The organism is Actinomadura sp. RB99 (genome assembly GCF_014706005.1).
Classification (GTDB): Bacteria; Actinomycetota; Actinomycetes; order Streptosporangiales; family Streptosporangiaceae; genus Spirillospora.
In genome coordinates this window covers 149,795-170,497 of the sequence record NZ_JABMCA010000002.1, presented here as the reverse complement: position 1 = coordinate 170,497, position 20,703 = coordinate 149,795, and the positions used below count along the sequence as shown (strand labels likewise).

Sequence of the window (20,703 nt, the reverse complement as noted above, 5' to 3'; positions counted from 1 at the left end):
GCCTCCAGGCTGTCCCGCGCCACGGAGAAGCGCACGAAGGCGACGTACTCGGCGGGCGAGCTCTCCAGTTCCGAGCGGAAAAGCCGCGTCAGGTGCCGGACTGCTGACCCCCGGCGTGGACGGCGAGTTCCCGCACGGTGTAGAGATGAGCGGGGTCGGCCCAGATCAGGTCCGCGACGGCACGGACGACGGGGCCGCGCGGGGCCGGACCGCTCAGCGACGCCGAGAACTGCGACTGCCCGCCCGCGCGCTGCATGTAGACCAGGATGGACTGGGCGACCGCGCGCGCCGCGTTCGCGCCGTGGTCCTCCTCGACGACCGCCGAGCCAGGTCCTTGGTGAACTTCCAGTGCGTCGTCGCCCGCCTGCCGTCCAGGAACCCCGGTTCCGCCAGGACGAAGGCCCCGCTGCAGATCGACGTCAGGCGCCGGGCGCCGGCGGCGAGGGTCCGGGCGGCCGCGAGCACCTCCGGCGTGCAGAAGGCGTCGGCCGGGAGTTCGCTGCCGGGGATGATGACCGTGTCGAACCGCCCGGCGTCCCCGGCCGCACGCCGCACGCCGCACGCCGATCGAGGTGGTGACGTCCCGCCCATCGGGTGACACGAGCACGACGTCGTAGGCCGACAGGGACTGGTTGGCCTCGACGAAGACCTCCGCGGGTCCGGCGAGGTCGAGCACCTTGATCCCGTCGAAGACCAGGAAGCCGATACGTCGCCGCGCGGCCGGTGATTGTCGGCTCATGGCAGGTCAGGTTATGGAGTAACGGCTCCAAAATCAATTTCGCCGACGATGACCGGATCGTGACCGGGGGTGCCCTTGGGTAGCATGCCCCCATGGCACGTCCCCGACGGTTCGACGAACCGGCCCTGCTCGACGCGGCGACGGACCTGTTCTGGAGCAACGGGTTCGATCGCACGTCCGTGGACGACGTCTCCGCCGCGACAGGCGTCGGCAACGGCAGCATCTACGCCGCCTACGGCAGCAAGAAGGGCTTGTTCCTCCGGCTGTTCGAGCGGTACTGCGAGCAGCGGGCCGAGTTCGTGTGCGAGGCCGTGAAGGCGCCCGGATCGGTCGCGTCCGCGGTGAGCGCGTACTTCGAGGCGGTCATCGCCGACTGCGCCGCCCAGCCCGGCCGCCGCGGCTGCCTGATGATCAACAGCATGGCCCAGCTCGGCACCCGTGTCCCCGAGGTCGTCGCGATCACGCGCCGGACGACCGAGCGGATGGAGTCCGGCGTCGCCGCCCGGATCCGCGCGGCGGCCTCCCGCCCCGGCCCGGCCGACGAGGAGATCGAGGTTCTCGCGGCTCACATCGTGCTGGTCTCGCAGGGGCTGATCCAGCTCAGCCGTCAGGGCGTCTCCGCCGAGCGGCTGCGCGCCATTGCCGAGACCTCCCGCGCCGGCCTGCCGTCCTACTGCGCCGCATAGGATGCCGCAGGCCCGGCGACCGCGTCGGGCGCCGACTCCACCGTCGGCCCCCTGGCAGAGCGCATCGAGCCCTGGGAAGCGGCGCGGCCGGGAACGTCCGACCCGAACGCTAGGGTGCGTCTTCATGAACACACGTCACGCCGGCCCCGATGAGACGATCCGGGCATGAGCCGGTACCGGGGGCCCGCCACCCTGATCAACAGCGGCGGCATCGAGACCGAGGTCTACGTCGATCTGCGCGCCAAGCAGCGGGAGTGGTCCGGAACCGCGACCATCGCCGACTTCGACGCCGACGATCCCCACGACCGGACGCTGAGACTTCCGGACGGCCGCGAGGCGCAGGTCACGCTCGGCGGTTCGGAAGCCTGGTCCGACGTCATCACCCTGGTCGGAAGCGGTCCGCCGCCCTTCGCCTGAGGTGAAGTCCGGGTGCGTGGCGTGGCGCCGGCCGTGCCGCTATGCCGACTCGCCGTTCACCGGGGTGAACATGCGGAGGCAGAACGCCGTGATGCGGCGGACGTCGCGGTCCGTGGGCTGTTTTCCGCTCCAGAGATAGCCACCGAGCCTGCCGAAGGTCGCATGGCGGCCAGCGAGGCGTCGAAGGCGGGATCGGCGCTGCCGAGCTCGCGCAACGGTTCGGACAGCGGTCCGGCGAGGCGGTCGCTGAGAGTCGGGGCCGCCGAGCCGCTCACTTCGCTCACCGCGCCCGCGTTCCAGAGCACGGCACGCGTGGTCGCAGCGCTCGGCTCGCCCGAAGGAATGGCGGGCTTCGATCGGCTGCTGCGGGGCGAACTCACCGTTCCGGTGGTCGGGCACCGCGGTCGGCGGCGGCCTCGAACTGCTGCTCGGCTGCGACGTCATCGTGGCCGCCGAGAAACCGCAGAACTCGGCCTGGTCAACGCGGTCATGCCGAAGGCGCCGCGCCCTTCATGGAAAAGCGCGAGCCCGTGTGGAAGGGCCGGTGAACCGCCGCCCGCACCTGGAAGCCCGCAGGCCGCTGAGGTGATCGGCGTCAGTCGAGGGCGGCCGGGGCGCGGGCGGGGGTCAGGTGAGGGGTTGGTCGAGTCGGTGTTGGAGGAGGGACTGCTGGGCGGGGTTGCGGGTCTGCGCCAGTGCCTGCTGGTCGGCGGCTCGGGCGGCGTCGTCGTCGCCGACGGCGCGCAGCAGTTCGGCGCGGGTGGCGTGGTAGAGCGGGTAGCGCTCCAGGATGCGCAGGTCGGTCGCAGACAGGGCGTTGAGGGCGGCCAGTGCGTTGGACGGGCCGCCGCGAGGCGGCGGGGCGTGGTGGACGGCGATGGCGCGGTGCAGGCGGTGGACCGGGGACGGGGCCAGCGCGAGGAGGATGTCGTAGAGCACCAGGATCTGGGCCCAGTCGGTGTCGTCCCAGGTGCGGGCTTCGGCGTGGCAGGCGACGATCGCGGCCTGCACCTGGTGGGGGCCGGGGCGCTTGGCGGTGGCGGCGCGTTCCAGCAGGCCGATGGCCTCGCCGATGGCGGCGCGGTCCCAGCGGCTCCGGTCCTGGTCGCGGAGCGGGACGAGGTCGCCGGCGGGGGTGAAGCGGGCGGCGGCGCGGGCCTGGTGAAGGCGGATGAGGGCGAGCAGGCCGAGGACCTCGGGCTGCTTGGGCATGAGCCAGGCGAGCTGGGCGGCGAGCCATTCGGCGTCGTCCGCCAGGTGAGCGGCCCGGGGCCGGTCGCCGGCGCTGGTCAGGTAGCCCTCGTTGAACAGCAGGTAGACCACGGTCAGCACCTGGTCGAGCCGGCCGGGCAGTTCGGTGTCGCCGGGGATCCGGTAGGGGATGCCGGCGGCGGCGATCTTGCGTTTGGCGCGGGAGATGCGCTGGGCGACGGCGGATTCCCCGACCACGAGCGCGGCGGCGATCTGGGCGGTGGTCAGGCCGCACACGGTCCGGAGCGTGAGCGCGATCTGCGCCTCCCGGGGCAGCGCGGGATGGCAGCAGGTGAAGATCAGCTTCAGCCGGTCGTCGGGGTCGGGCTGCGGCGGCCAGTCCAGCCGGGCGAGCTTGTCGCGGTAGTTCGCCTGGCGGCGCAGCACGTCGATGCCGCGCCGCCGCGCGACCGTCAGCAGCCATGCGTCGGGACGGTCGGGGACGCCCTCGGCGGGCCAGCGGCGCAGCGCGGTCTCCACCGCGTCGGCGACGACGTCCTCGGCGGCGGCGAAGTCGCCCAGCACCCGCACCAGGCAGGCCGTGAGCCGGCCCGCGTGCTCGCGCACCACGCGGGCCAGCTCACCGTGCACATCGCCGTGCACATCGCCGTGCGCCCGGCGGGGCGGCTCGGGACGGTGGTCGGGCACGGCGCTCAGTCGATGGGACGGATCTCGACGACGGGGCAGGCCGGCCAGTCGCGGGCGATGGCCAGGGCCTGGTCCAGGTCCTCGACGTCGACCTCGGCATAGCCGGAGACGACCTCCTTGCCCTCCACGAACGGCCCGTCGGTGACGACCGGCCCGCCGTCCTCGAGCCGCACCGTGGTCGCGGTCTCGGCCGGCCGCAGGTGGGCGTGGTGGGTGATGTGGGCGGCGTGGTCGGCGAACCACTGCCCGACCCGCTCGAACGCCGCCTGCCGCTCGCTGTCGGTCATCGCCTCCAGCTCGCGCGCGAACGCCTCGGTCTCGACGAACATCAGCACGTACTTCACGGTCTCGATCCTTCCCTGTGGCCCCTGATCTACGGTCGGCCGGCGGCTACCGGCCGGCGGACAGGGGGCAGTACAGGTCGACGCCGTTGCCGTCGGGATCGGCGACGGTGGCGTACCGCATTCCCCAGAAGGCGTCCCACGGCTCCTGGATCCCGCGGTGGCCGGCGCCGGTCAGCTCGGCGTACATGGCGTCGACGTCGGCGGGGGCGGGGAACTCGAAGGCCAGGAAGGAGCGGGGGTCGCCCTCGGGACGCGTCCAGCCCGAGGTCTGGGCCGAGGCGCGGAACTTCTCGGTGTCCAGCATGAGGTGCAGGCCGTTCGGCAGGTCGCAGCCCGCGTGGTCGGGGTAGGCGGGGTCGACGGTGAAGTCCACGCCGAGGCGGCGGTAGAAGGCGATCGCTGCGTCGATGTCGGACACGATGACGTCGATCGTGTTCAGCGTCGGAGGCATCTCCGGCTCCTTTGCGTAGGCGGATCTCGTGTCACCACCAAGACGAACGGCGACGCCCTCGATCCGACACCTCGCGAAAGAAATGCCGCAATGCGCACCCGCTCAGCATCCACCGGCCAGGTCGCCGGCATCGGCCGGGGCACCGCTGGTGACTGGGTGGCCGTCGGCGCACCATTCGGCCACGCCGGACAACAGCGGACGGGCCCTGCGGCCGTGGCTGCGCAGAAGCCGGACCGCTTCCAGCGACATCAGGCAGTAGCGTCCTCGGCAGTAGGCCACGATCTCGGCCTCGGCGGGGAGTTCGTCCAGCCGGCCGGCGAGCTGGTCGACCGGGATGCTGCGCGCGCCCGGCAGGTGCGCGGCGGCGTACTCGGCGGACGGGCGGACGTCCAGCACCACCACCCCGCCGTCGCCGCCGTCCCCGCCGCCGATGCCGTCGAGGAGGCGGGCCAGTTCGTCGCGGGTGACCGGCTCCAGATGGTCGACCTCGCCCAGCCATGCGCGGGCGGCGTCGCGGACCTCGGGCAGCCGGGCGTGCGCGAGATGCTTGGCCTGCTCGACGAACACCCCGACTTGTGCGTCGGCCAAGCGGTAGACGACCCGGGTGCCGGACCTGCTCGAGGCCACCAACCCGGCCCCGGCCAGTTCCTTGAGCTGGGCGGAGGTGTTGGAGACCTTCATCCCGGCGGCGGCCGCCAGCTCCTCCACACCGCGCTCCCCCTGCGCCAGCAGGTCCAGCAGTTCCAGCCGGGCCGGATTGGACAGCGCCTTCCCGATCCTCGCGAACCCCGCGTACACCCGCGCCTTCGCGCTCGACATGCCACCCCACCAGGCTATTCCAATAATCCTTGGAATATTGTAGATGATGAGGACGGTGCAGGGCCGTCAAGGACCACCATCGGAGGCGGGCATGAGCGACGACCCCGGATCCGCCGGGCATTGGGAGGACGTGTACCGCGAGCGCGACCCGGACCAGGTGAGCTGGTTCCAGCAGCGGCCGCGGCCGTCCCTGGACCTGATCCTGCAAGCCGTCGGCGACCGGCGCGCCGGGGTGATCGACGTGGGCGGCGGCGCGTCCCCGCTGGCCGCCCGGCTGGTCGAGGCCGGCTTCGCCGACGTCACGGTGCTGGACGTGTCCGGCCGGGCATTGGCGGCCGCCCGCCGCGCGGCCGAGACCGCGTCGGGTGCCGCCGCAGAAGCCGTCACCTGGGTCCGCGCCGACCTGCTGACCTGGCAGCCCACCCGGACGTGGGCGGTGTGGCACGACCGGGCGGTGTTCCACTTCCTCACCGACCCCGCCGACCGGGCGACCTACCTGGCCGCCCTGCGCCAAGCCACTGAACCCGGCGCCATCGTGGTGCTCGGCACCTTCGCCGCCGACGGCCCGACCCACTGCTCCGGACTGCCCGTCACCCGCTGGACGGCCGAGGAACTGGCCGCCGAACTCGGCGACGCCTTCGTCCTCCTGGACAGCCGCCGTCACCGGCACCGCACTCCGGCGGGCAGCGTGCAGCCCTTCACCTGGATCACCGCCCGCCGCATCTGAGCGCCCGTCCCGTAACGGCCGACTCGTTGAGCGCCCATTTCGCTGCCGCGGGTTTCGGCTTCTCGTGTTTGACAGGCAATGGCGGGGCAAAGTTCCGGCACGTCGAGGACGAAGGAGCCGCATGGTCGAGGGAACCGCTCAGTCGTACTGGATGGCGTCGACGCAGCCGAGGTCCTACCCGGTGCTCGAAGAGGACGCCGAGGCGGACGTGGTGGTCATCGGCGGAGGGATCGCCGGAATCGCCACCGCGTGGGAACTGGTCCAGGCCGGCCGATCGGTCGTCCTGCTGGAGGCCGATCGGATCGCGGCGGGCGTCACCGGCTACACCACCGGCCGGCTGTCGGCGGCGCATCCATGGATCTTCGCGCAGTTGCGCGACTCTTACGGCGCGGACACCGCGCGGCTGTACGCCCGTTCGCAGCAGGAGGCGGTCGACCACGTCGTCGCCACGGCGGAGCGGCTGGGGATCGAAGCCGACATCGAGCGGCGCCCGTCCCACGTCTACGTGGAACGTCCGGACCGGGTGGACGACCTGCGGGCCGAGGCCGAGGCCGCGCGGGAGGCGGGGCTGCCGGCGTCCTTCGTGACCGGCACGGACCTGCCCTACCCGGTGGCGGGCGCGCTGCGGGTCGAGGACCAGGTGCAGTTCCATCCCCGGCGCTACCTTCTGGCTTTGGCCGAACGGTTCACGAGTGCGGGCGGGCGGATCTACGAACGCAGCCGCGCGGTCGAGCTGAGCCAGGGCCGGCCGTCACGGGTGGCGACCGATACGGGCGGGACGGTGCGGGCCCGGGACGTGGTGGTGGCGACCCTCTTCCCGGCGCTCGGCACACGGCTGCTCGACTCGCGGCTGACGCCGCTCCGCGAGCTGGTGGTCGCCGCGCCGATCGCGGCCGAGTCCGACCCGGGTGCCCTGTACATCACCCGGGAGGAGAACACGCGCTCGGTGCGGACCGCGCCCTACCGGGACGGGCAGCGGCTGCTGCTGGTCACCGGCGAGTCGTTCCCGCCGGGCACCACCGACGTCGCCGACCGGCAGCGGCGCCTGGTCGAATGGACCCGGCAGCACTTCCGGATCGACGACGTCGCCTACTGGTGGTCGGCGCAGGACCTCGACACCGCCGACAAGGTCCCCTACGTCGGGCGCGTCGAGGACCATCTGTACGTCGCCACGGGATACGCCCGCTCGGGCATGAGCCACGGGGTCATGTCAGGCCGTCTGCTCACGCGTCTCATCTGCGGACAGGACTCCCCATGGGCGGACCTCTACTCCCCCACGCGGGAGCACCCGCGGCCGGAGGTGAGCGAGGTCTCCCAGACCGTGGTGACCAAGGCGAAGCGGAAGGTGATGGATCACCTGCACGCCATGACCGGGAACGCCGACGACCTCCGGACGGGGTCGGGCGCCGTCCTGCACCACAACGGCCGGCTCCAGGCGATCTACAAGGACGACGGCGGCGACGTGCACGTCCTGTCGCCGCACTGCCCCCACTCGGGCTGCCTGGTGCGCTTCAACGACACCGAACGGGTCTGGGAGTGCCCCTGCCACGGCTGCCGCTTCGCCCTGGACGGGTCGGTCCTGCAGGGACCCGCCATCACCTCGCTCCCGGCGGCCGACGATCCCTCCGTGACCCGGTAGCCGCGTTCCGGAGCAACTCGTAAAGAACGCGTCATCGGCCCTCTGCGGACGTACAGAACGCAGGCGCTCGAGTAGTCGCACGGCCGCGCGGCATCCGGGTCAACAGCGTCGCTCCCGGGCCGATCTGGACGCCGCTGTTCCCCTCCACCATGCCGCCGGACGACGTGGAGCAGTTCGGCACCGGGACGCCCCTCGGGCGTCCCGGGCAACCCGCCGAACTCGCCCCCGTCTACGTGATGCTCGCCGCCGACGAGGCCGGCTACGTCTCCGGCGCCCGCATCGCCGTCACCGGCGGCCGGCCGATCCTGTGACATGAACTGGTACCCGCTGCGGCTGACCACCCCGATCAAGTCGCACGCCTTCGGCGGACGCGCGATCGTCGAACGGCTCGGGCGGTCTCCCGCGCCATCCGGCCGCAGCGGAGCCTGGCCACCGGCCATCCCGAGGAGCTGATGGGGCGCGGCTGGCGCGGCGACCTCTTCCCCGTCCCCGAATGGCACCACAACTTCTGCCCGCCGCCCTCCACGAGGCGCGGATCGACGGTCCCGCCGACGTCCTCATCGGCTCCCTCCCCGACCTGGAGACCGACGTCCGCGCCCCCTGGCCGCCGCCGGATACGGCCCCCAGGTCATCGCCGGCCTGGACGGGTAGCCCGCGTTCGCGGAGGGAACCGGCCGCCGCGCAGGAGGGGTGCGTCAGCCGTCGAGCCTGCGCAGGAGGAAGCGCTGGACCTTGCCGCTGGGGGTCTTGGGCAGGGAGTCGACGAAGTGGACGCGGCGGGGGTAGGCGTGGGCGGAGTAGCCGGTGCGGACCCGCTGCTGCAGGTCGGCGACGAGGTCGGGAGAGCCCGCGGCGTCGCCGGTCAGGACGACGAAGGCCTCCACGACCTCTCCGCGCAGTTCGTCGGGGCGTCCGACCACGGCCACGTCGGCGACGGCCGGATGGGTGATCAGCGCGCTCTCGACGTCGAGCGGGGAGATCCGGTAGCCGGCCATCAGGATGAGGTCGTCGTCGCGGGAGGAGAAGAAGTAGTGCCCGTCCTCGTCCGCGGTGCCGACGTCGCCGGTCAGGTACCAGCGGCCGTCGGGCGTGAACCGCTCGGCGGTCCTCTCCGGTGCGCCGTCGTAGCCCGTGAACCACATCAGCGGGCTGGCGGTGGCGTCGAGGGCGATCGTACCGTCGACGACCCCGGCGGTGAACCCCGGCAGCGGCCGGCCCATGGAGCCGGGCTTGACGGGCGCGGCCAGGTCGGGGTGCCAGGCGTTGGCGATCACCATGCCGTGCTCGGTCTGCCCGTAGTGGTCGCGGACCTCGACGCCGAGCGCGCCCGCCGCCCACGCCAGGACGTCGGGGGTCAGCGGCTCACCGGCCGAGGAGGCGCGGCGCAGGCGGACGCCGTCGGTGCTCTCCTGGCGCAGGGCCCGGTACACGGTCGGTGCCGCGGCGAAGTTGGTCACCCCGAACTCCTTGAGCACCGCGATCGTGCCCGCGGCGGTGAATCCGGCGTTCAGGAGCAGGTTGCGCCGCCCGAGCGCCAGCGGCCCGACGATGCCGTAGTACAGCCCGTAGGCCCAGCCGGGGTCGGCGGCGTTCCAGAACACGTCCTCGGCGGTGACGTCGAGCCCGTAGTGCATGTAGCAGGAGAAGGCGGCCAGCGCCTTGAGCGGCACCGGGACTCCCTTGGGCTCACCGGTGGTGCCGCTGGTGAACAGCCGGATCAGGGTCCCGCTCCCGCCGACGGCCGCGGCCTCGGCCAGCGGCGCGCAGCCGGTGACGAGCGCGTCGAGGTCCGGCCCGGTGACCAGCGCGGTCACGCCGTCCCGGAGCAGGCCCTCGATCTTCCCGTGCTGGCTCGGCTCGGTGACGATGAGCCGGACCCCGGCGGCCCTGACCCGCATCTCGATCGCCGGTGCGGCGAACGCGGTGAACAAGGGCATGTGCACCGCGCCCAGCCGCCAGATCGCCAGCAGCGTCACCACCAGCTCGGACCGCTTGCCCATCAGCACCGCGACGTTGTCTCCGGCGGCCACCCCGCGCGCCGCGAGCGCCGCGGCCAGCCGCTTGGACGCCTCGGCCAGTTCGCCGTAGGTGAGATCGCGAGCGCTCAGATCGGGCTCGACGAAGGTGAACGCGACGGCGGACGGGTCATGGCGGTCGCACAGCAGATGCGCCGCGCACGCCCCGGCCGCGTCGAAGTCGGCCAGCCAGGACTCGACCCGCGCGGCCGTCCGTGCGGCGGCGCCCGCCGAGTCCCCGCTGGTCTGTGATGTGTCATCCGATGTAGGCATAAGCCATACTCTGCGCTGTGGTGCGCGACACGCCTACCCTCCGAAGAGGGCATTGATGCCGCCTGCGCCTCCTCGGCGCCGGGACCCGGCACGAGGCGTGGTCATCGCCAGAAGGCAGGGCCTCCTTTCCTGAGCCGGCGACCGGCATCCGCCCACTGGGCCGGGCCGTCCTTTTTCTCGTTGCGCCGTCCGGGACGGCTTCGCGATGATCCGGAGATGGATCCGCATGTGATCGAAGCGGGATGGCTGCGGCTGCGGCCGTTCGTGCCGGCGGATATCCCGTGGGTTTACGAAGTGTCCCTGGACCCGGCGATGCAGCAGTTCGTGCAATTGCCGTCGCCCTACCGCATGGAGGACGCCGCGTTCTTCGTCGAGGAGATCGCCATAGCCGGCGGTACCACGGGACGGCGGCTGGAGCTTCTCGTCGAGGAGGCCGCCACCGGGGCTCCTCTGGGTCGGGTGGGGCTGGGATTGGGCCGGAAAGGGTCGTCCGAGATCGGCTACTGGGTCGCTCCTGAGGCACGTGGACGAGGGGTCGCCTGCGACGCGGTCCGGGCCGTCTGCCGGTGGGCCTTCGTCGAGCTGGACTTGGAGTTGATCGAGTGGCGTTGCGAGGTCGGCAATCTCGCTTCGCGCCGCGTCGCGGAGAAGGCCGGATTCCTGATCGAGGCCACGCTCCGCAAACGGCTCGTCCATCGGGGGACGAGGGTCGACGCCTGGTGCGGCTCCCTTCTCAGAGAGGAAGCCCTCTAACAGGCCGAGGCGGGCGCTGGGAGGCGTGCCCTGCCGACCGCTCGGGCATCGCGCCACGTCCCGGCCGCACCACCCGGGCAGGACGGCCCCGGCGACATCAGCGGCTATAACTTGTTCCGGGTGGTTTGGCCTGCACGGACGCGCCAACGCGTGCGGCCCGGCCACCGGAGGGCCTCCTCTGTTCGGCCACGCTGGCGGGCTGACTCTGAATCGCGTAGGGAGAACGGCATGCGGACGGGACCTGAGCCGGCGCCGGCGCTGTTGGACAGGCTGCCCGAGCGCGCGGCCCTCGACGGCCTGCTGGAGGATCTCCGGGCGGGGCGCGGGCGGGCGCTGGTGATGCGGGGCGAGGCCGGGGTCGGCAAGTCGGCGCTGCTGGAGTACGCGGTCGGCGCGGCGGCGGACATGCGGGTCGCCCGGGCGGCGGGGCTGGAATCGGAGATGGAGCTGACGTACGCCGGCCTGCACCTGCTGTGCGTGCCGCTGCTCGACCGGCTCGACGCCCTCCCCGGTCCGCAGCGCGACGCGCTGAGCGTCGCGTTCGGGCTGCGGGAGGGTCCCGCGCCGGCGCGGTTCCTCGTCGGCCTGGCGGTGCTGACGCTGCTGGCGGAGGCGGCGGAGGAACGACCGCTGCTGTGCGTGATCGACGACGTGCAGTGGCTGGACCGGGCGTCCGCGCAGGCGCTGGGGTTCGCGGCGCGGCGGCTGCTGGCCGAGCCGGTGGGGCTGATCTTCGCCGCCCGCGAGCCCGGCGAGGAGTACCGGGGGCTCACGGATCTGGAGGTGCGGGGGCTGCCGGACCAGCACGCCCGCATGCTGCTGCGGTCGGTCGTCCGGTTCCGGCTCGACGAGCCGGTCCAGGACCGGATCCTGGCCGAGACGAACGGCAACCCGCTGGCGCTGCTGGAGCTGCCGCGGGGGCTGGACCCGGCGCAGCTGGCGGGCGGGCTCGGGCCGGTCGGGGCGCAGCCGGTGCCGGAGCGGATCGAGCGCGGCTTCCGCCGCCGGCTGGAGGCGCTGCCGGCCGACACGCGGTCGCTGATGCTGGTCGCGGCGGTGGAGGCGGCCGGCGATCCGGCGCTGATCTGGCGGGCGGCCGGACGGCTCGGCGTCCCGGCGGCGGCCGCGGAGGCCGCCGAGGCCGACGGGCTGCTGCAGGCCGGGACGCTGGTCCGGTTCCGGCATCCGCTCGTGCGGTCGGCGGTGTACTCGGCGGCGTCGCCGTCGGAGCGGCGGGCGGCGCACCGGGCGCTGGCCGAGGTGACCGACCGCGACCGCGATCCGGACCGGTGGGCATGGCACCGGGCGGCGGCCACGTCCGGTCCCGACGACGAGGTGGCCGCGGAGCTCGAGCGGTCGGCGGACCGGGCGCAGGCCCGCGGCGGCGCGGCCGCGGCGGCGGCGTTCCTGCGGCGCGCGGTGGAGCTGACGGAGGAGCCTGTCCGGCGGTCCGAGCGCGCTTTGGAGGCGGCGCAGGCGAGTTTCCAGGCCGGCGGGCTGGGCGCCGCGGCGGAGCTGCTCGCCGTCGCGATGGCGGGTCCCCAGGACGAGCTCCAACAAGCCCGCGCGGCCCTGCTGCGCGGGCGGCTCGCGTTCGCGTCCGGCCGGGGCGGCGACGCTCCGGCGCTGCTGCTGAAGGCGGCCAAGCAGTTGGAGACGCTGGACGTCGCCCTCGCGCGGCAGACGTACCTCGACGCGTGGTTCGCCGCCGTCTACGCGGGCCGGTCAGCGGGCGCCGGGGACCTGCACGAGGTCTCGCAGGCCGCGCGGTCCGCCCCGTCGCCCGCGGGCGAGCCCCGCCCGCTGGACCTGCTGGTGGACGGGCTGTCCCTGCTCGTCACCGAGGGACGCGCGGAGGCGGCGCCGGTGCTGAGGGAGGCGGCGCGGGTCGTCGCCGAAGAGGACGTCCCCCTGGCGGAGCGCCTTCAGTGCAGCCGGGTGGCGCTGGCCGCAGCGGCACTGGTGTGGGACGAGGAGCACTGGCGCGCGATCCTGGCCCGCGACGTCCGGATCTGCCGGGAGACGGGCATGCTCACGCAGCTGGCGCTCTACCTGGGGCCGATGGCGGTGATGGCGATCTGGCGGGGCGATTTCGCGGCGGCCGTCTCGCTGGCCGCGGAGGAGAAGGAGCTCGCGGCGGCGACGGGCGCCGGCTTCGTCCGCCACGCGGCCCTGATCCTGGCCGGCTACCGGGGGGACGAGGCCGAGGACGCCTCGACGATCGAGGACGTGGCCGCCGCCGCCCAGGCCGCGGGCCAAGGGAGCGGCGTCCAGATGGCGCAGTGGATCTCCGCCGTCCTCCTCAACGGGCTCGGCGCCTACGAGGAAGCGCTGGTGAAGGCACGTCAGGCCGCGGAGCAGGCGCCTGAACTGTACGTCTCCATGTGGGCCCTCCCCGAGCTGATCGAGGCGGCCTGCCGGAGCGGGCGGCACGGGGCGGCCAGGGACGCGCTCGCCCGGCTCACCGAGGTGACCGCCGTCGCGGGAACCGACTGGGCGCAGGGGATCCACGCGCGGTCCCGGGCGCTGCTCGGCGAGGGCGAGGACGCCGAGCGCGGGTACCGCGAGGCGGTCGAGCGGCTCGGCCGTGCCGGGTTCCGGTCCGAGCAGGCCCGCGCGCACCTGCTGTACGGCGAGTGGCTGCGCCGCGAGGGGCGGCGGACCGACGCGCGGACGCACCTGCGTGAGGCCCACGACATGTTCACCGGCATCGGCATGCGGGCGTTCGCCCGGCGGGCCGGCCGCGAGCTGCTGGCCACCGGGGCGACCGCCCGCAGGCGCGGCGCGGACGCCCCCGGCGAGCTCACCGCCCAGGAGGCGCAGATCGCCCGGCTGGCCCGCGACGGCCTGTCCAACCCCGAGATCGCCGCCCAGTTGTTCATCAGCCCCCGGACGGTGGAGTACCACCTGAGCAAGGTCTTCGCCAAGCTCAACGTGAGCTCGCGCAAGCAGCTCGACGGCGTCCCGCTCAGCCGCCTCGTCGCGACCTAGCCCGGCGCACCGGGCCGGCGGCGGCTCGCGATTCCGCCCTCGTATGGCCTCGGAGATAGGCGGTTGTTCCTGACCGCTCGTTCCCGGGACGAGCTCCCGGACCTCGTGTTACTACTTTCGGTGTCGCCTACGGAACGGTGAGTGCCGATGAGTCGCGATGAGACCGTCAAACCGCACGACGAGGTGGTGTATCTGGCGGCGGGCGTCGCCGACGCGGTGCTGGACGGCGCGCGGAGCGTCCTGCGGCGGCTGCCGGGCCTGGGCGAGGTCCGCCGGGAGCTGCGGGCGCGCGGCGAGCTGGCGTGGGCCCGGACGGCGGCGAGGTCCGAGCCCCACATGGAGGTCCTGGCCCGGCGGGCCGGCGAACGCGGTGTTCCCGGCGAACGCGGTGGTCGCGGCGACCGGGGCGCGGCGCACGACCGGACCCGATGAACGAGCTGCGGGCCCGGGTCGACCTCGCGCTGGAGGAGTTCCTCGGTGCCGAGGTCGCCGAGCTGGTGGCGCTGGACGCGGACCTGGCGCCGGTCGCCGAGCAGGCGCGCCTGTCGGTGGCGGGCGGCAAGCGGATCCGTCCCGCGTTCTGCTACTGGGGGTGGCGGGCGGCCGGGCAGCCCGACGCCGAGTCGATGGTGCGGGCCGCCGCGGCACTGGAGCTGGTGCACGCGGCGGCGATCGTCCACGACGACATCATCGACCGGAGCCCGTTGCGGCGGGGCCGCACCACGGCCCACGAGCGGCTCGGCGACGGCCTGGCGATCATGGTCGGCGACCTGCTGCTGGGCTGGGCCGGGCATCTGTTCCACGCCTCGGGGCTGCCGCGCGCGTTCCTGGGACGTGCGGTGTCGATGTGGACGGCGATGGGCCGGGAGCTGATCGCCGGTGAGTGTCTGGAGCTGCTGAGCACCGACGGGCCTGCCGATGTCCGGCGGTCGCTGCGGATCGTCCGGTTCAAGACCGCCTCCTACACCGTGGAGTGGCCGCTGCGGATCGGCGCGGTGCTGGGCGGCGCCGCTCCGGCGACGCTGGAGGCGCTGGCCGGGTACACGCGTCCGCTGGGCGAGGCGTTCCAGCTCCGCGACGACCTGTGGGGCGTGTTCGGCGACCCGGACGTGACCGGCAAGTCCGACCTCGACGACCTGGCGGGCCGCAAGCCGACCGCGCTGCTGGCCCTCACCCTCGAACGCGCCGGCCGGGACGACCGCGAGGAGCTGCGGGAGTTGCTGCGCGGCCCGGTCGGCGGCGCCGAGGCCGACCGGGTCCGGCAGATCATGGGCCGCTCCGGTGCCGCCGACCAGGTGCGGCAGATGATCGGCGAACGGGCCGGCGCCGCGCGGGCGGCGCTGGCCCGCGTCCGGCTCGCGCCCGAGACGGCCCGCGCCCTGACCCTTCTGATCGATGAGGTGACCGCAGATGCCTGACGCCCCGGCCTCCCCCGACCCGGCGGACACCGGCCGCTACGACGACGCCTTCATGGACGCCCTGCGACTCCGGGGCGACGAGCTGGCCGACGCGACCGTGGAGGCGCTGTTCACCGCCGGCGACGTCGCGCGGTTCAACACGCTGATGCGCTGGTTCACCACGTCCGGGCAGCCGCTCCCCGACGGGCTGCCCGAGCCCGCCCGCGACTACCTGCACGCCACCGCCACCGCGCCCGACTGGGTCGACTGGGCGGTGATGGAAGAGGCCCGGCGGTTCTTCATCGACAACGACGTGCACATCTCCACCGCGCTGTCGTTCGCGTCGATGCCGGCCTGCTACATGGTCCCGCACGTGGCGAGGCTGCTGTCGGCGACGCACTCGCTCGACTACCCGTCCCGCCGCATGGCCGAGACCGGGCAGTTCACCGTCTACCTCATGCAGCCGGACGCCTTCGAGGCCGGCGGGCGGTTCCTGCCGTCCGCGCAGAAGGTGCGGCTGCTGCACGCCTCCATCCGCCGCCACCTGCGCGAGGCCGGCCGCTGGCCCGAGCCCGTGGCGATCTGCCAGGAGGACATGCTCGGCGGGCTGATGATGTTCAGCATCCAGGTCCTGGACGCCCTGCACCGCCTCGGCGTCCACATGACGCCGCAGGGCGCCGAGGCCTACTACTACGCCTGGCGCGTGGTCGGCGCGATGCTGGGCTGCGACCACGCCGCCATCCCGCCCGACCTGCAGGCCGCCCGCGAGTTCTCCGACCGCTACATGCTGCGCCACATGGGCCCCTCCGACGAGGGCGCGCACCTGACCCGCCGTCTGATCGGGCTGTACGAGGAGGTCGTCCCGGGCACCCTGCTGGACCCGGTCGTACCGGCTCTGATCCGCTTCCTGATCGGCGACACCGCCGCCGACTGGCTCCAGGTCCCCCGATCCCGCTGGGACGACGTCATCAAGGTCGCCCCCGCGCTGCTCGGCGTCATCGAGCGCTTCGAGGACCGGGGCCCGTGGGCCGCCCAGGCGTCCGACCGTCTCGGACGCCTCGTCACCCGCCTGGAACTGACGTCCCTCACGCGCGGCCGGGTCATGCACTACGCCCTCCCCGAAGACCTCAAACCCGCTCACGGCGTCCCCGCCACCAGCCGGTGGAGCCCGCCACCACCCATCACCACTCCTTGAGGTCGCGCCGTCCCCTTCCGCGATGACCAGGCGTCCTTCCGTCAACTGAACTCGGCGGCGTGGTCGACGGCCCACCTCGCGAAGGTGCCGGCGGGCCGGCCGGTGAGGCGCTCGACATGGTCGGTGACGCGGTTCGACTCCGGCCGGTGCAGCGAGGCGGCGATCAGCGCTTCCACCAGCCGCTCGGGACGGCCGTCCGCGAGCATCCGCGACCGCGCGAGGTCGGCGGTGACCGGATGGAACCGCAGACGGCGCCCGAGCGCGGCACCGAGGAGCGCCACCTGGTCGGCGCGGCTCAGCACCTCGGGGCCCGTCAGCAAGTACGGTTCGCGCCGGTCGTGGTGCCCGAGCAGCGCGGCCACCGCCGCATCGGCGACATCGCGCTCGTCGACGACGGCCGTGCGCGCGATCTCCGGGCCTGACACCACGTCACCCGCCCGCAACTGCGGCGCCCAGCCACGGGCGTTGGAGGCCAGCGTGTCGCTTCGCAGCACCGTGGGCCGCAGACCGGCATCGTGGAGCAGGACTTCCATGTCCGCGTGCACCTGGACGATGGGATCGCTCTGGCGAGCGGCCGCGTCGTCGATCGCCGTCGAGGACAGGTAGACGACGCGCGGCCCCGCCGCGCCGAGTTCCGCGATCATGGCCTCGGCAGGGGCCGAGTCGAGCAGCGGCCAGACCAGGAAGACGGCGTCGATCCCCGCGAGCGCCGCACGCATGGCGGCGGGGTCCGTGAGGTCGCCGACCGCCCACTCGACTCCGGGGCGCGGCCCGCCCTGGTCCCGCGCAAGGCCGCGTACACGCGCGCCGTGTGCTCGGAGACGCTCGACGACCTCACGGCCGAGGTTGCCGGTCGCGCCGGTGACCAGGATCGATGAACGGCATGCGGAGCCCGTGGGGCCGGTGGTGTCAGGCATGATCGAGACGCTAAGGGTTCAGGTCGACATGAAGGCAAGGCGCGCGTGGTGAAGACGATCGGGGAAGTGGCCGCGGAACTCGGAATCGAAGCGCACGTGCTGCGGCACTGGGAGGACGTCGGAGCGCTCACCGTGCGCCGCGACGGCAACGGCTACCGCGTCTACGACGACAACGCCGTGGAGCAGGCGCGCACGGTCCTGAAACTGCGGCGGGTCGGGCTCTCGCTGCCCGAGGTCACCGCCGCCATGGCGCCGAAGAAGTCGGCGGCGCAGGCGGTCGTGAAGGCGAAGATCGCCGAACTCGAAAGAGACATCGCCCAGAGGCGGCAGGCGATCACCTTCCTGCGGCACACCGCCGAGTGCCGGCATCGCTATCTCGACGACTGCCCGGACTGCGCGACCTTCGTCCGCGAAACCTGAGCGGCCACCCGCCGGAACCGAGCGGCTTCTTCAGGCACGGCCAGCGGCATGCCGACGCAGACCGCAGGCTTCGCCGCGCCGACCAGTGCGCTCCAGAAGCTCAGCAAGATTGAGCATGATGTCCGTGTTGGCCCGGTAGTCCTCGTCGTGGTCGTCGGGGTCCTCATGCGCGGCCATTTCCTCCAGGGCCGTCCGATACCAGGTCTCCGCCTCATCGTCGCGGCCCGTCAGTTCCAGCAGCAGGGCCAGCCGGTTGCGGCCCGCCGGAAAGTAGAGGCAATTGGCCGCATGCCGATACCAGTGCTCCGCCTCCTGCAGATTCCCGTCCTCCTCTAGGAAGACGCCCAGGTTGTATGCGGCGGTGGTCTGGGAGCCCGTTTCGGCCGCACGGCGCATCCAGACGACGGCCTCGGCTCGGTCGCCGTCCTCCAAGCAGAGCGCCAGATCGTTCATCGCCAGGGTGTCACCGCCCTCCGCGGCGACGCGCAGCCAGCGCACGGCCTCCTCCAGACGGCCGAGTTCTTGATAGCAACGCCCCAACCGGTACGGGGCGTGCGCATGCCCTTCCTCGGCAGCGCGGCGGAGTAAGGGTTCGGCCTCGGCATACTCCCCGCCGAAGTACAGGGCCTCGCCCTGTTCGTAGGTGTCCTGCACGATCGAATGCTGCCCCGATCTCGATCATCGAGCAATGCCGGCGGTACACCTGTCGGTGGCTCGGCGGTAGCTTCGAGACCTGTGGATCACGCGTTTTAGACTTCGCGGATGACCAGCGATTCTCTCTGTTTCACGGTCCTGGGTTGCGCTACGCCGTACCCGACTGTGGACAATCCCTGTTCGGGTTACCTGGTGTCCGGAGGAGGCGCTCAGGTGTGGGTGGACGCGGGCAGCGGGACGCTGGCTCAGTTGCAGCGGTACGTCCGGCTGGACGAGCTCGACGCGATCTGGATCTCGCATCTGCACGCCGATCACAGCGCGGACCTGCTCACCGCCTACTACGGCGCGCTCTACGCCGACATCGAACTCGCCGCTCCCATCCCCCTCTACGGCCCGCCGGGCATCGCCGATCGGCTGGCGCACTTCCTCACCAACACCTCCACCCGCAGCCCGGTCGAATCCGCATTCGCCATCGAGGAACTGCACAACGGGCACGAGGTGCGGGTCGGCGCGCTCACGCTGGCCAGCCGGGCGGTGGCGCACGGCATGCCGGCCTTCGGTCTGCGCGCGGAGGCCGAGGGCCGCTCGCTGGTGTACTCCGGGGACACGGCCCCCTGCCCTGGCCTGACGAGCCTGGCCGAGGGGTGCGACGTGCTGCTGTGCGAGGCCGAGAGCGCCCAGGCCCCGGCTGCGGGCGAGCAGGTGCACCACACGCCGGAGGACGCGGGTGACACCGCCCGTTCCGCCAAGGCGGGACGGCTGGTCGTCACGCACGTCGGGCGGTTCCTCACTCCGGAGCAGGCGGTGGCCCGTGCCTCGACACGCTTCGACGGTCCGATCGAACACGCCGCTCCTGGGGCCGCCTTCTCCGTCGGCTGAGCAGGGGAATCTCACCAAAGGTGATCGAATGACACGTGCCGGCGATCGGGGCTTCGACCATCGGTCGGGACCACACTGACCACATGGGTGAGCTGGAGGGAGGACCGCAGCGGACGTTTCCCGCGCTGCCGGAGAGTGCGGCACACGCCCGGGAATTCGTCCGGGACCGGCTGGCGGCAAGCGTCGCCCTGGACGTCGTGTGCACCGCCGAGTTGCTGGTCGGCGAGCTGGTGACCAACGCGGTACTCCATACGCGCACCGAGGTCGGGGTGTCGGCCCGGTCCGTGGACGGCACGGTCCACGCCCGGGTCGTCGACGGCGATCCGCGTCGCGGGCTGGTGCCGCGGCGCCGTCATCCGTACACCGATACCGGACGCGGCCTCTACCTTGTCGAGCGGCTGGCGTCCATCACCGCGCAGGTGGGCGGCGACTGGTGCGACGGTTTCGCCCTCCCGGACGGCGGCACCGCCGTGGTCATCGGGGACGTCACCGGCGGCGACATCGACGCGACCGCCACCATGAGCCGGCTGAGCAGCATGTTGCGCGGCATCTCGGTGGTCTGCCAGGAGCCGCCCGAAGAGGTCCTGCGCCACCTCGACATGGCGAACCGGACCCTGGTCCAGGAGGCGACCGGCACCAGCGTCTACGCCGTCGCCCACGGATCCCGAGCGACTGGGAGCTGTCCCGACGGCCTCATCGAACGCCGCGGCGAGCCTCTCGACCGCGGCTTGGACAGGCTCCGCGAGCACGCCGCCGCGCTCTCCCGCGCCCCTCTCGAGGTGTTCTGCGACGAGCTGCTCATCAGGCTGGGTTCCGACAGCGATGACGACATCGCCCTCCGCCCGACCCCACCGTGACAAGCTCCGGCCAGGATCACTCCGCTGAACCGGGGTGTTCGCGCTTCCTGGCATTGAAGCGCGCTTTCTTCTGACGGTTCCCGCACGTGTTCATGTCGCACCATTTGCGGGTGCGGCTCTGGCTGGTGTCGAAGAAGGCGGCTTGGCAGGTCGGTGACGCGCACAGGGCCAATTTCCCGTCCCGCTCGCCCGCGATGATCTCGATCGCATCGGCGGCGATGACGCTGAGCGCGTCTTCCACGCGGGAGGACGAGCCGAGCCGCCACTGCCGCTTGCCCTCGGGCGTCAGGATCGCCGCGGCCCGGCCCTGAACGCTGCGGTCGTTGATGACTTGGACGGCGGACGCGGGAAGAGCGTCCTGGAGCGCGGCCGCCGTCGCGGCGAGGTGGATCGACTCCCTCAGTTCCCGAGCGAGGTCGAGCTGGGCGGCGGTGCAGGAGTCCACGGCGAGGCCGTTCACCGCCAGCCAGTCGACGAGCCGCTGCGGTGTGGGAATGCGCTCCACGGCGTCGCCGCGGCGCTCCGTCAGGGTCGCCGTGAAGCTGGTGGCCAGCACGCTACCGAGGCGGAACTCAGGGAACCCAGCAGGCATGGAACCACCTTAGCCGGTTGCACGCCGGCGAGACGCCAT

General features: G+C 72.8%; 22 protein-coding genes. 13 read left to right on the top strand and 9 right to left on the bottom strand.

All coding sequences use genetic code 11. The annotated features are described in order from the left end of the window. Positions 1 to 88: 88 nt before the first annotated feature. Positions 89 to 739 carry a hypothetical protein gene (locus tag amrb99_RS50525; RefSeq protein ID WP_241755174.1) on the bottom strand — a complete coding sequence of 217 codons (651 nt, stop codon included), beginning with the start codon at positions 737 to 739 and terminating at the stop codon, positions 89 to 91. 92 nt (positions 740 to 831) lie between these two features. Between amrb99_RS50525 and amrb99_RS02835 the strand changes: the two genes are divergently transcribed. After that, positions 832 to 1,425, top strand: coding sequence for a TetR/AcrR family transcriptional regulator (locus amrb99_RS02835; RefSeq protein WP_190851819.1), 594 nt, complete (start codon positions 832 to 834; stop codon positions 1,423 to 1,425). A gap of 165 nt (positions 1,426 to 1,590) precedes the next feature. Then, positions 1,591 to 1,842, top strand: a complete 252-nt coding sequence (locus amrb99_RS02830) for a DUF4873 domain-containing protein (RefSeq protein WP_190851817.1) — start codon at positions 1,591 to 1,593, stop codon at positions 1,840 to 1,842. A gap of 627 nt (positions 1,843 to 2,469) precedes the next feature. On the opposite strand, the gene amrb99_RS02825 is transcribed toward amrb99_RS02830, so the two are convergent. The 4 genes from amrb99_RS02825 to amrb99_RS02810 form a co-directional block, all read right to left on the bottom strand. Continuing rightward, positions 2,470 to 3,741 (bottom strand): DUF6596 domain-containing protein, encoded by a 1,272-nt coding sequence (locus tag amrb99_RS02825; protein ID WP_347256502.1) that lies wholly within the window; start codon positions 3,739 to 3,741, stop codon positions 2,470 to 2,472. A 5-nt stretch (positions 3,742 to 3,746) separates the two neighbouring features. Continuing rightward, positions 3,747 to 4,085, bottom strand: a complete 339-nt coding sequence (locus amrb99_RS02820; protein WP_190851815.1) for a YciI family protein — start codon at positions 4,083 to 4,085, stop codon at positions 3,747 to 3,749. 46 nt (positions 4,086 to 4,131) lie between these two features. Beyond that, a complete protein-coding gene (locus tag amrb99_RS02815; protein WP_190851813.1) occupies positions 4,132 to 4,536 on the bottom strand; it encodes a VOC family protein in 405 nt (134 codons plus the stop codon). A gap of 102 nt (positions 4,537 to 4,638) precedes the next feature. Further along, a complete protein-coding gene (locus amrb99_RS02810; RefSeq protein WP_190851811.1) occupies positions 4,639 to 5,355 on the bottom strand; it encodes a metalloregulator ArsR/SmtB family transcription factor in 717 nt (238 codons plus the stop codon). A gap of 91 nt (positions 5,356 to 5,446) precedes the next feature. Here amrb99_RS02810 and amrb99_RS02805 point away from each other — a divergent pair, with 91 nt between their 5' ends. The 3 genes from amrb99_RS02805 (at position 5,447) to amrb99_RS02795 (ending at position 8,032) form a co-directional block, all read left to right on the top strand. Further along, positions 5,447 to 6,082: a methyltransferase domain-containing protein gene (locus amrb99_RS02805; RefSeq protein ID WP_190851809.1), complete on the top strand. Its 636-nt coding sequence runs from the start codon at positions 5,447 to 5,449 to the stop codon at positions 6,080 to 6,082. A 121-nt stretch (positions 6,083 to 6,203) separates the two neighbouring features. Then, positions 6,204 to 7,721, top strand: a complete 1,518-nt coding sequence (locus amrb99_RS02800) for an FAD-dependent oxidoreductase (RefSeq protein ID WP_190851806.1) — start codon at positions 6,204 to 6,206, stop codon at positions 7,719 to 7,721. Between the two features lie 92 nt (positions 7,722 to 7,813). Further along, on the top strand, positions 7,814 to 8,032 hold the full coding sequence (locus amrb99_RS02795; RefSeq protein WP_347256515.1) for an SDR family oxidoreductase: 219 nt from the start codon (positions 7,814 to 7,816) through the stop codon (positions 8,030 to 8,032). A gap of 384 nt (positions 8,033 to 8,416) precedes the next feature. Here the strand turns inward: amrb99_RS02795 and amrb99_RS02790 are convergent, their stop codons facing one another. Next, a complete protein-coding gene (locus amrb99_RS02790; RefSeq protein WP_190851804.1) occupies positions 8,417 to 10,009 on the bottom strand; it encodes an AMP-binding protein in 1,593 nt (530 codons plus the stop codon). Between the two features lie 216 nt (positions 10,010 to 10,225). Between amrb99_RS02790 and amrb99_RS02785 the strand changes: the two genes are divergently transcribed. The 5 genes from amrb99_RS02785 (at position 10,226) to amrb99_RS02765 (ending at position 16,345) form a co-directional block, all read left to right on the top strand. Beyond that, on the top strand, positions 10,226 to 10,762 hold the full coding sequence (locus amrb99_RS02785) for a GNAT family N-acetyltransferase (RefSeq protein ID WP_190851801.1): 537 nt from the start codon (positions 10,226 to 10,228) through the stop codon (positions 10,760 to 10,762). Positions 10,763 to 10,990: 228 nt separating this feature from the next. Beyond that, positions 10,991 to 13,753: a helix-turn-helix transcriptional regulator gene (locus amrb99_RS02780; RefSeq protein WP_190851799.1), complete on the top strand. Its 2,763-nt coding sequence runs from the start codon at positions 10,991 to 10,993 to the stop codon at positions 13,751 to 13,753. A 147-nt stretch (positions 13,754 to 13,900) separates the two neighbouring features. After that, positions 13,901 to 14,185, top strand: a complete 285-nt coding sequence (locus amrb99_RS02775; RefSeq protein ID WP_190851797.1) for a hypothetical protein — start codon at positions 13,901 to 13,903, stop codon at positions 14,183 to 14,185. Beyond that, positions 14,182 to 15,171, top strand: coding sequence for a polyprenyl synthetase family protein (locus tag amrb99_RS02770; protein ID WP_190851795.1), 990 nt, complete (start codon positions 14,182 to 14,184; stop codon positions 15,169 to 15,171). The genes amrb99_RS02775 and amrb99_RS02770 overlap by 4 nt, the downstream gene beginning before the upstream one ends. After that, positions 15,164 to 16,345 (top strand): oxygenase MpaB family protein, encoded by a 1,182-nt coding sequence (locus amrb99_RS02765; protein WP_241755173.1) that lies wholly within the window; start codon positions 15,164 to 15,166, stop codon positions 16,343 to 16,345. Before amrb99_RS02770 ends, amrb99_RS02765 begins: the two co-directional genes overlap by 8 nt. Before the next feature lie 41 nt (positions 16,346 to 16,386). Here the strand turns inward: amrb99_RS02765 and amrb99_RS02760 are convergent, their stop codons facing one another. Further along, a complete protein-coding gene (locus amrb99_RS02760; RefSeq protein WP_190851793.1) occupies positions 16,387 to 17,262 on the bottom strand; it encodes an NAD(P)H-binding protein in 876 nt (291 codons plus the stop codon). Positions 17,263 to 17,307: 45 nt separating this feature from the next. On the opposite strand from amrb99_RS02760, the gene amrb99_RS02755 reads away from it, so the two are divergent. Then, entirely contained in the window at positions 17,308 to 17,682 is a 375-nt protein-coding gene (locus amrb99_RS02755; protein WP_206699763.1) for a MerR family transcriptional regulator, read from the top strand. Positions 17,683 to 17,712: 30 nt separating this feature from the next. On the opposite strand, the gene amrb99_RS52950 is transcribed toward amrb99_RS02755, so the two are convergent. Further along, positions 17,713 to 18,336 carry a tetratricopeptide repeat protein gene (locus amrb99_RS52950; protein WP_190851791.1) on the bottom strand — a complete coding sequence of 208 codons (624 nt, stop codon included), beginning with the start codon at positions 18,334 to 18,336 and terminating at the stop codon, positions 17,713 to 17,715. Positions 18,337 to 18,444: 108 nt separating this feature from the next. Here amrb99_RS52950 and amrb99_RS02745 point away from each other — a divergent pair, with 108 nt between their 5' ends. Both amrb99_RS02745 and amrb99_RS02740 read left to right on the top strand, forming a co-directional pair. Beyond that, positions 18,445 to 19,215 (top strand): MBL fold metallo-hydrolase, encoded by a 771-nt coding sequence (locus amrb99_RS02745; RefSeq protein ID WP_190851788.1) that lies wholly within the window; start codon positions 18,445 to 18,447, stop codon positions 19,213 to 19,215. Between the two features lie 83 nt (positions 19,216 to 19,298). Continuing rightward, positions 19,299 to 20,072 carry a SpoIIE family protein phosphatase gene (locus amrb99_RS02740; RefSeq protein WP_190851785.1) on the top strand — a complete coding sequence of 258 codons (774 nt, stop codon included), beginning with the start codon at positions 19,299 to 19,301 and terminating at the stop codon, positions 20,070 to 20,072. A gap of 16 nt (positions 20,073 to 20,088) precedes the next feature. Here the strand turns inward: amrb99_RS02740 and amrb99_RS02735 are convergent, their stop codons facing one another. Beyond that, the gene (locus amrb99_RS02735) at positions 20,089 to 20,664 is read right to left on the bottom strand and encodes a CGNR zinc finger domain-containing protein (RefSeq protein WP_190851783.1); all 576 of its coding nucleotides are present in this window, start codon (positions 20,662 to 20,664) and stop codon (positions 20,089 to 20,091) included. Positions 20,665 to 20,703: the final 39 nt, after the last annotated feature.

Excerpts from the sequence above, each read along its gene's own strand:
- amrb99_RS02735 (WP_190851783.1), bottom strand. The coding sequence starts at position 20,664 with ATGCCTGCTGGGTTCCCTGAGTTCCGCCTCGGTAGCGTGCTGGCCACC.
- amrb99_RS02780 (WP_190851799.1), top strand. The coding sequence starts at position 10,991 with ATGCGGACGGGACCTGAGCCGGCGCCGGCGCTGTTGGACAGGCTGCCC.
- amrb99_RS02800 (WP_190851806.1), top strand. The coding sequence starts at position 6,204 with ATGGTCGAGGGAACCGCTCAGTCGTACTGGATGGCGTCGACGCAGCCG.
- amrb99_RS02830 (WP_190851817.1), top strand. The coding sequence starts at position 1,591 with ATGAGCCGGTACCGGGGGCCCGCCACCCTGATCAACAGCGGCGGCATC.
- amrb99_RS02765 (WP_241755173.1), top strand. The coding sequence starts at position 15,164 with ATGCCTGACGCCCCGGCCTCCCCCGACCCGGCGGACACCGGCCGCTAC.
- amrb99_RS02785 (WP_190851801.1), top strand. The coding sequence starts at position 10,226 with ATGGATCCGCATGTGATCGAAGCGGGATGGCTGCGGCTGCGGCCGTTC.
- amrb99_RS02745 (WP_190851788.1), top strand. The coding sequence starts at position 18,445 with ATGACCAGCGATTCTCTCTGTTTCACGGTCCTGGGTTGCGCTACGCCG.
- amrb99_RS02815 (WP_190851813.1), bottom strand. The coding sequence starts at position 4,536 with ATGCCTCCGACGCTGAACACGATCGACGTCATCGTGTCCGACATCGAC.
- amrb99_RS02760 (WP_190851793.1), bottom strand. The coding sequence starts at position 17,262 with ATGCCTGACACCACCGGCCCCACGGGCTCCGCATGCCGTTCATCGATC.
- amrb99_RS02805 (WP_190851809.1), top strand. The coding sequence starts at position 5,447 with ATGAGCGACGACCCCGGATCCGCCGGGCATTGGGAGGACGTGTACCGC.
- amrb99_RS02740 (WP_190851785.1), top strand. The coding sequence starts at position 19,299 with ATGGGTGAGCTGGAGGGAGGACCGCAGCGGACGTTTCCCGCGCTGCCG.
- amrb99_RS02770 (WP_190851795.1), top strand. The coding sequence starts at position 14,182 with ATGAACGAGCTGCGGGCCCGGGTCGACCTCGCGCTGGAGGAGTTCCTC.
- amrb99_RS02775 (WP_190851797.1), top strand. The coding sequence starts at position 13,901 with ATGAGTCGCGATGAGACCGTCAAACCGCACGACGAGGTGGTGTATCTG.
- amrb99_RS50525 (WP_241755174.1), bottom strand. The coding sequence starts at position 739 with ATGAGCCGACAATCACCGGCCGCGCGGCGACGTATCGGCTTCCTGGTC.
- amrb99_RS02835 (WP_190851819.1), top strand. The coding sequence starts at position 832 with ATGGCACGTCCCCGACGGTTCGACGAACCGGCCCTGCTCGACGCGGCG.
- amrb99_RS02810 (WP_190851811.1), bottom strand. The coding sequence starts at position 5,355 with ATGTCGAGCGCGAAGGCGCGGGTGTACGCGGGGTTCGCGAGGATCGGG.
- amrb99_RS02790 (WP_190851804.1), bottom strand. The coding sequence starts at position 10,009 with ATGCCTACATCGGATGACACATCACAGACCAGCGGGGACTCGGCGGGC.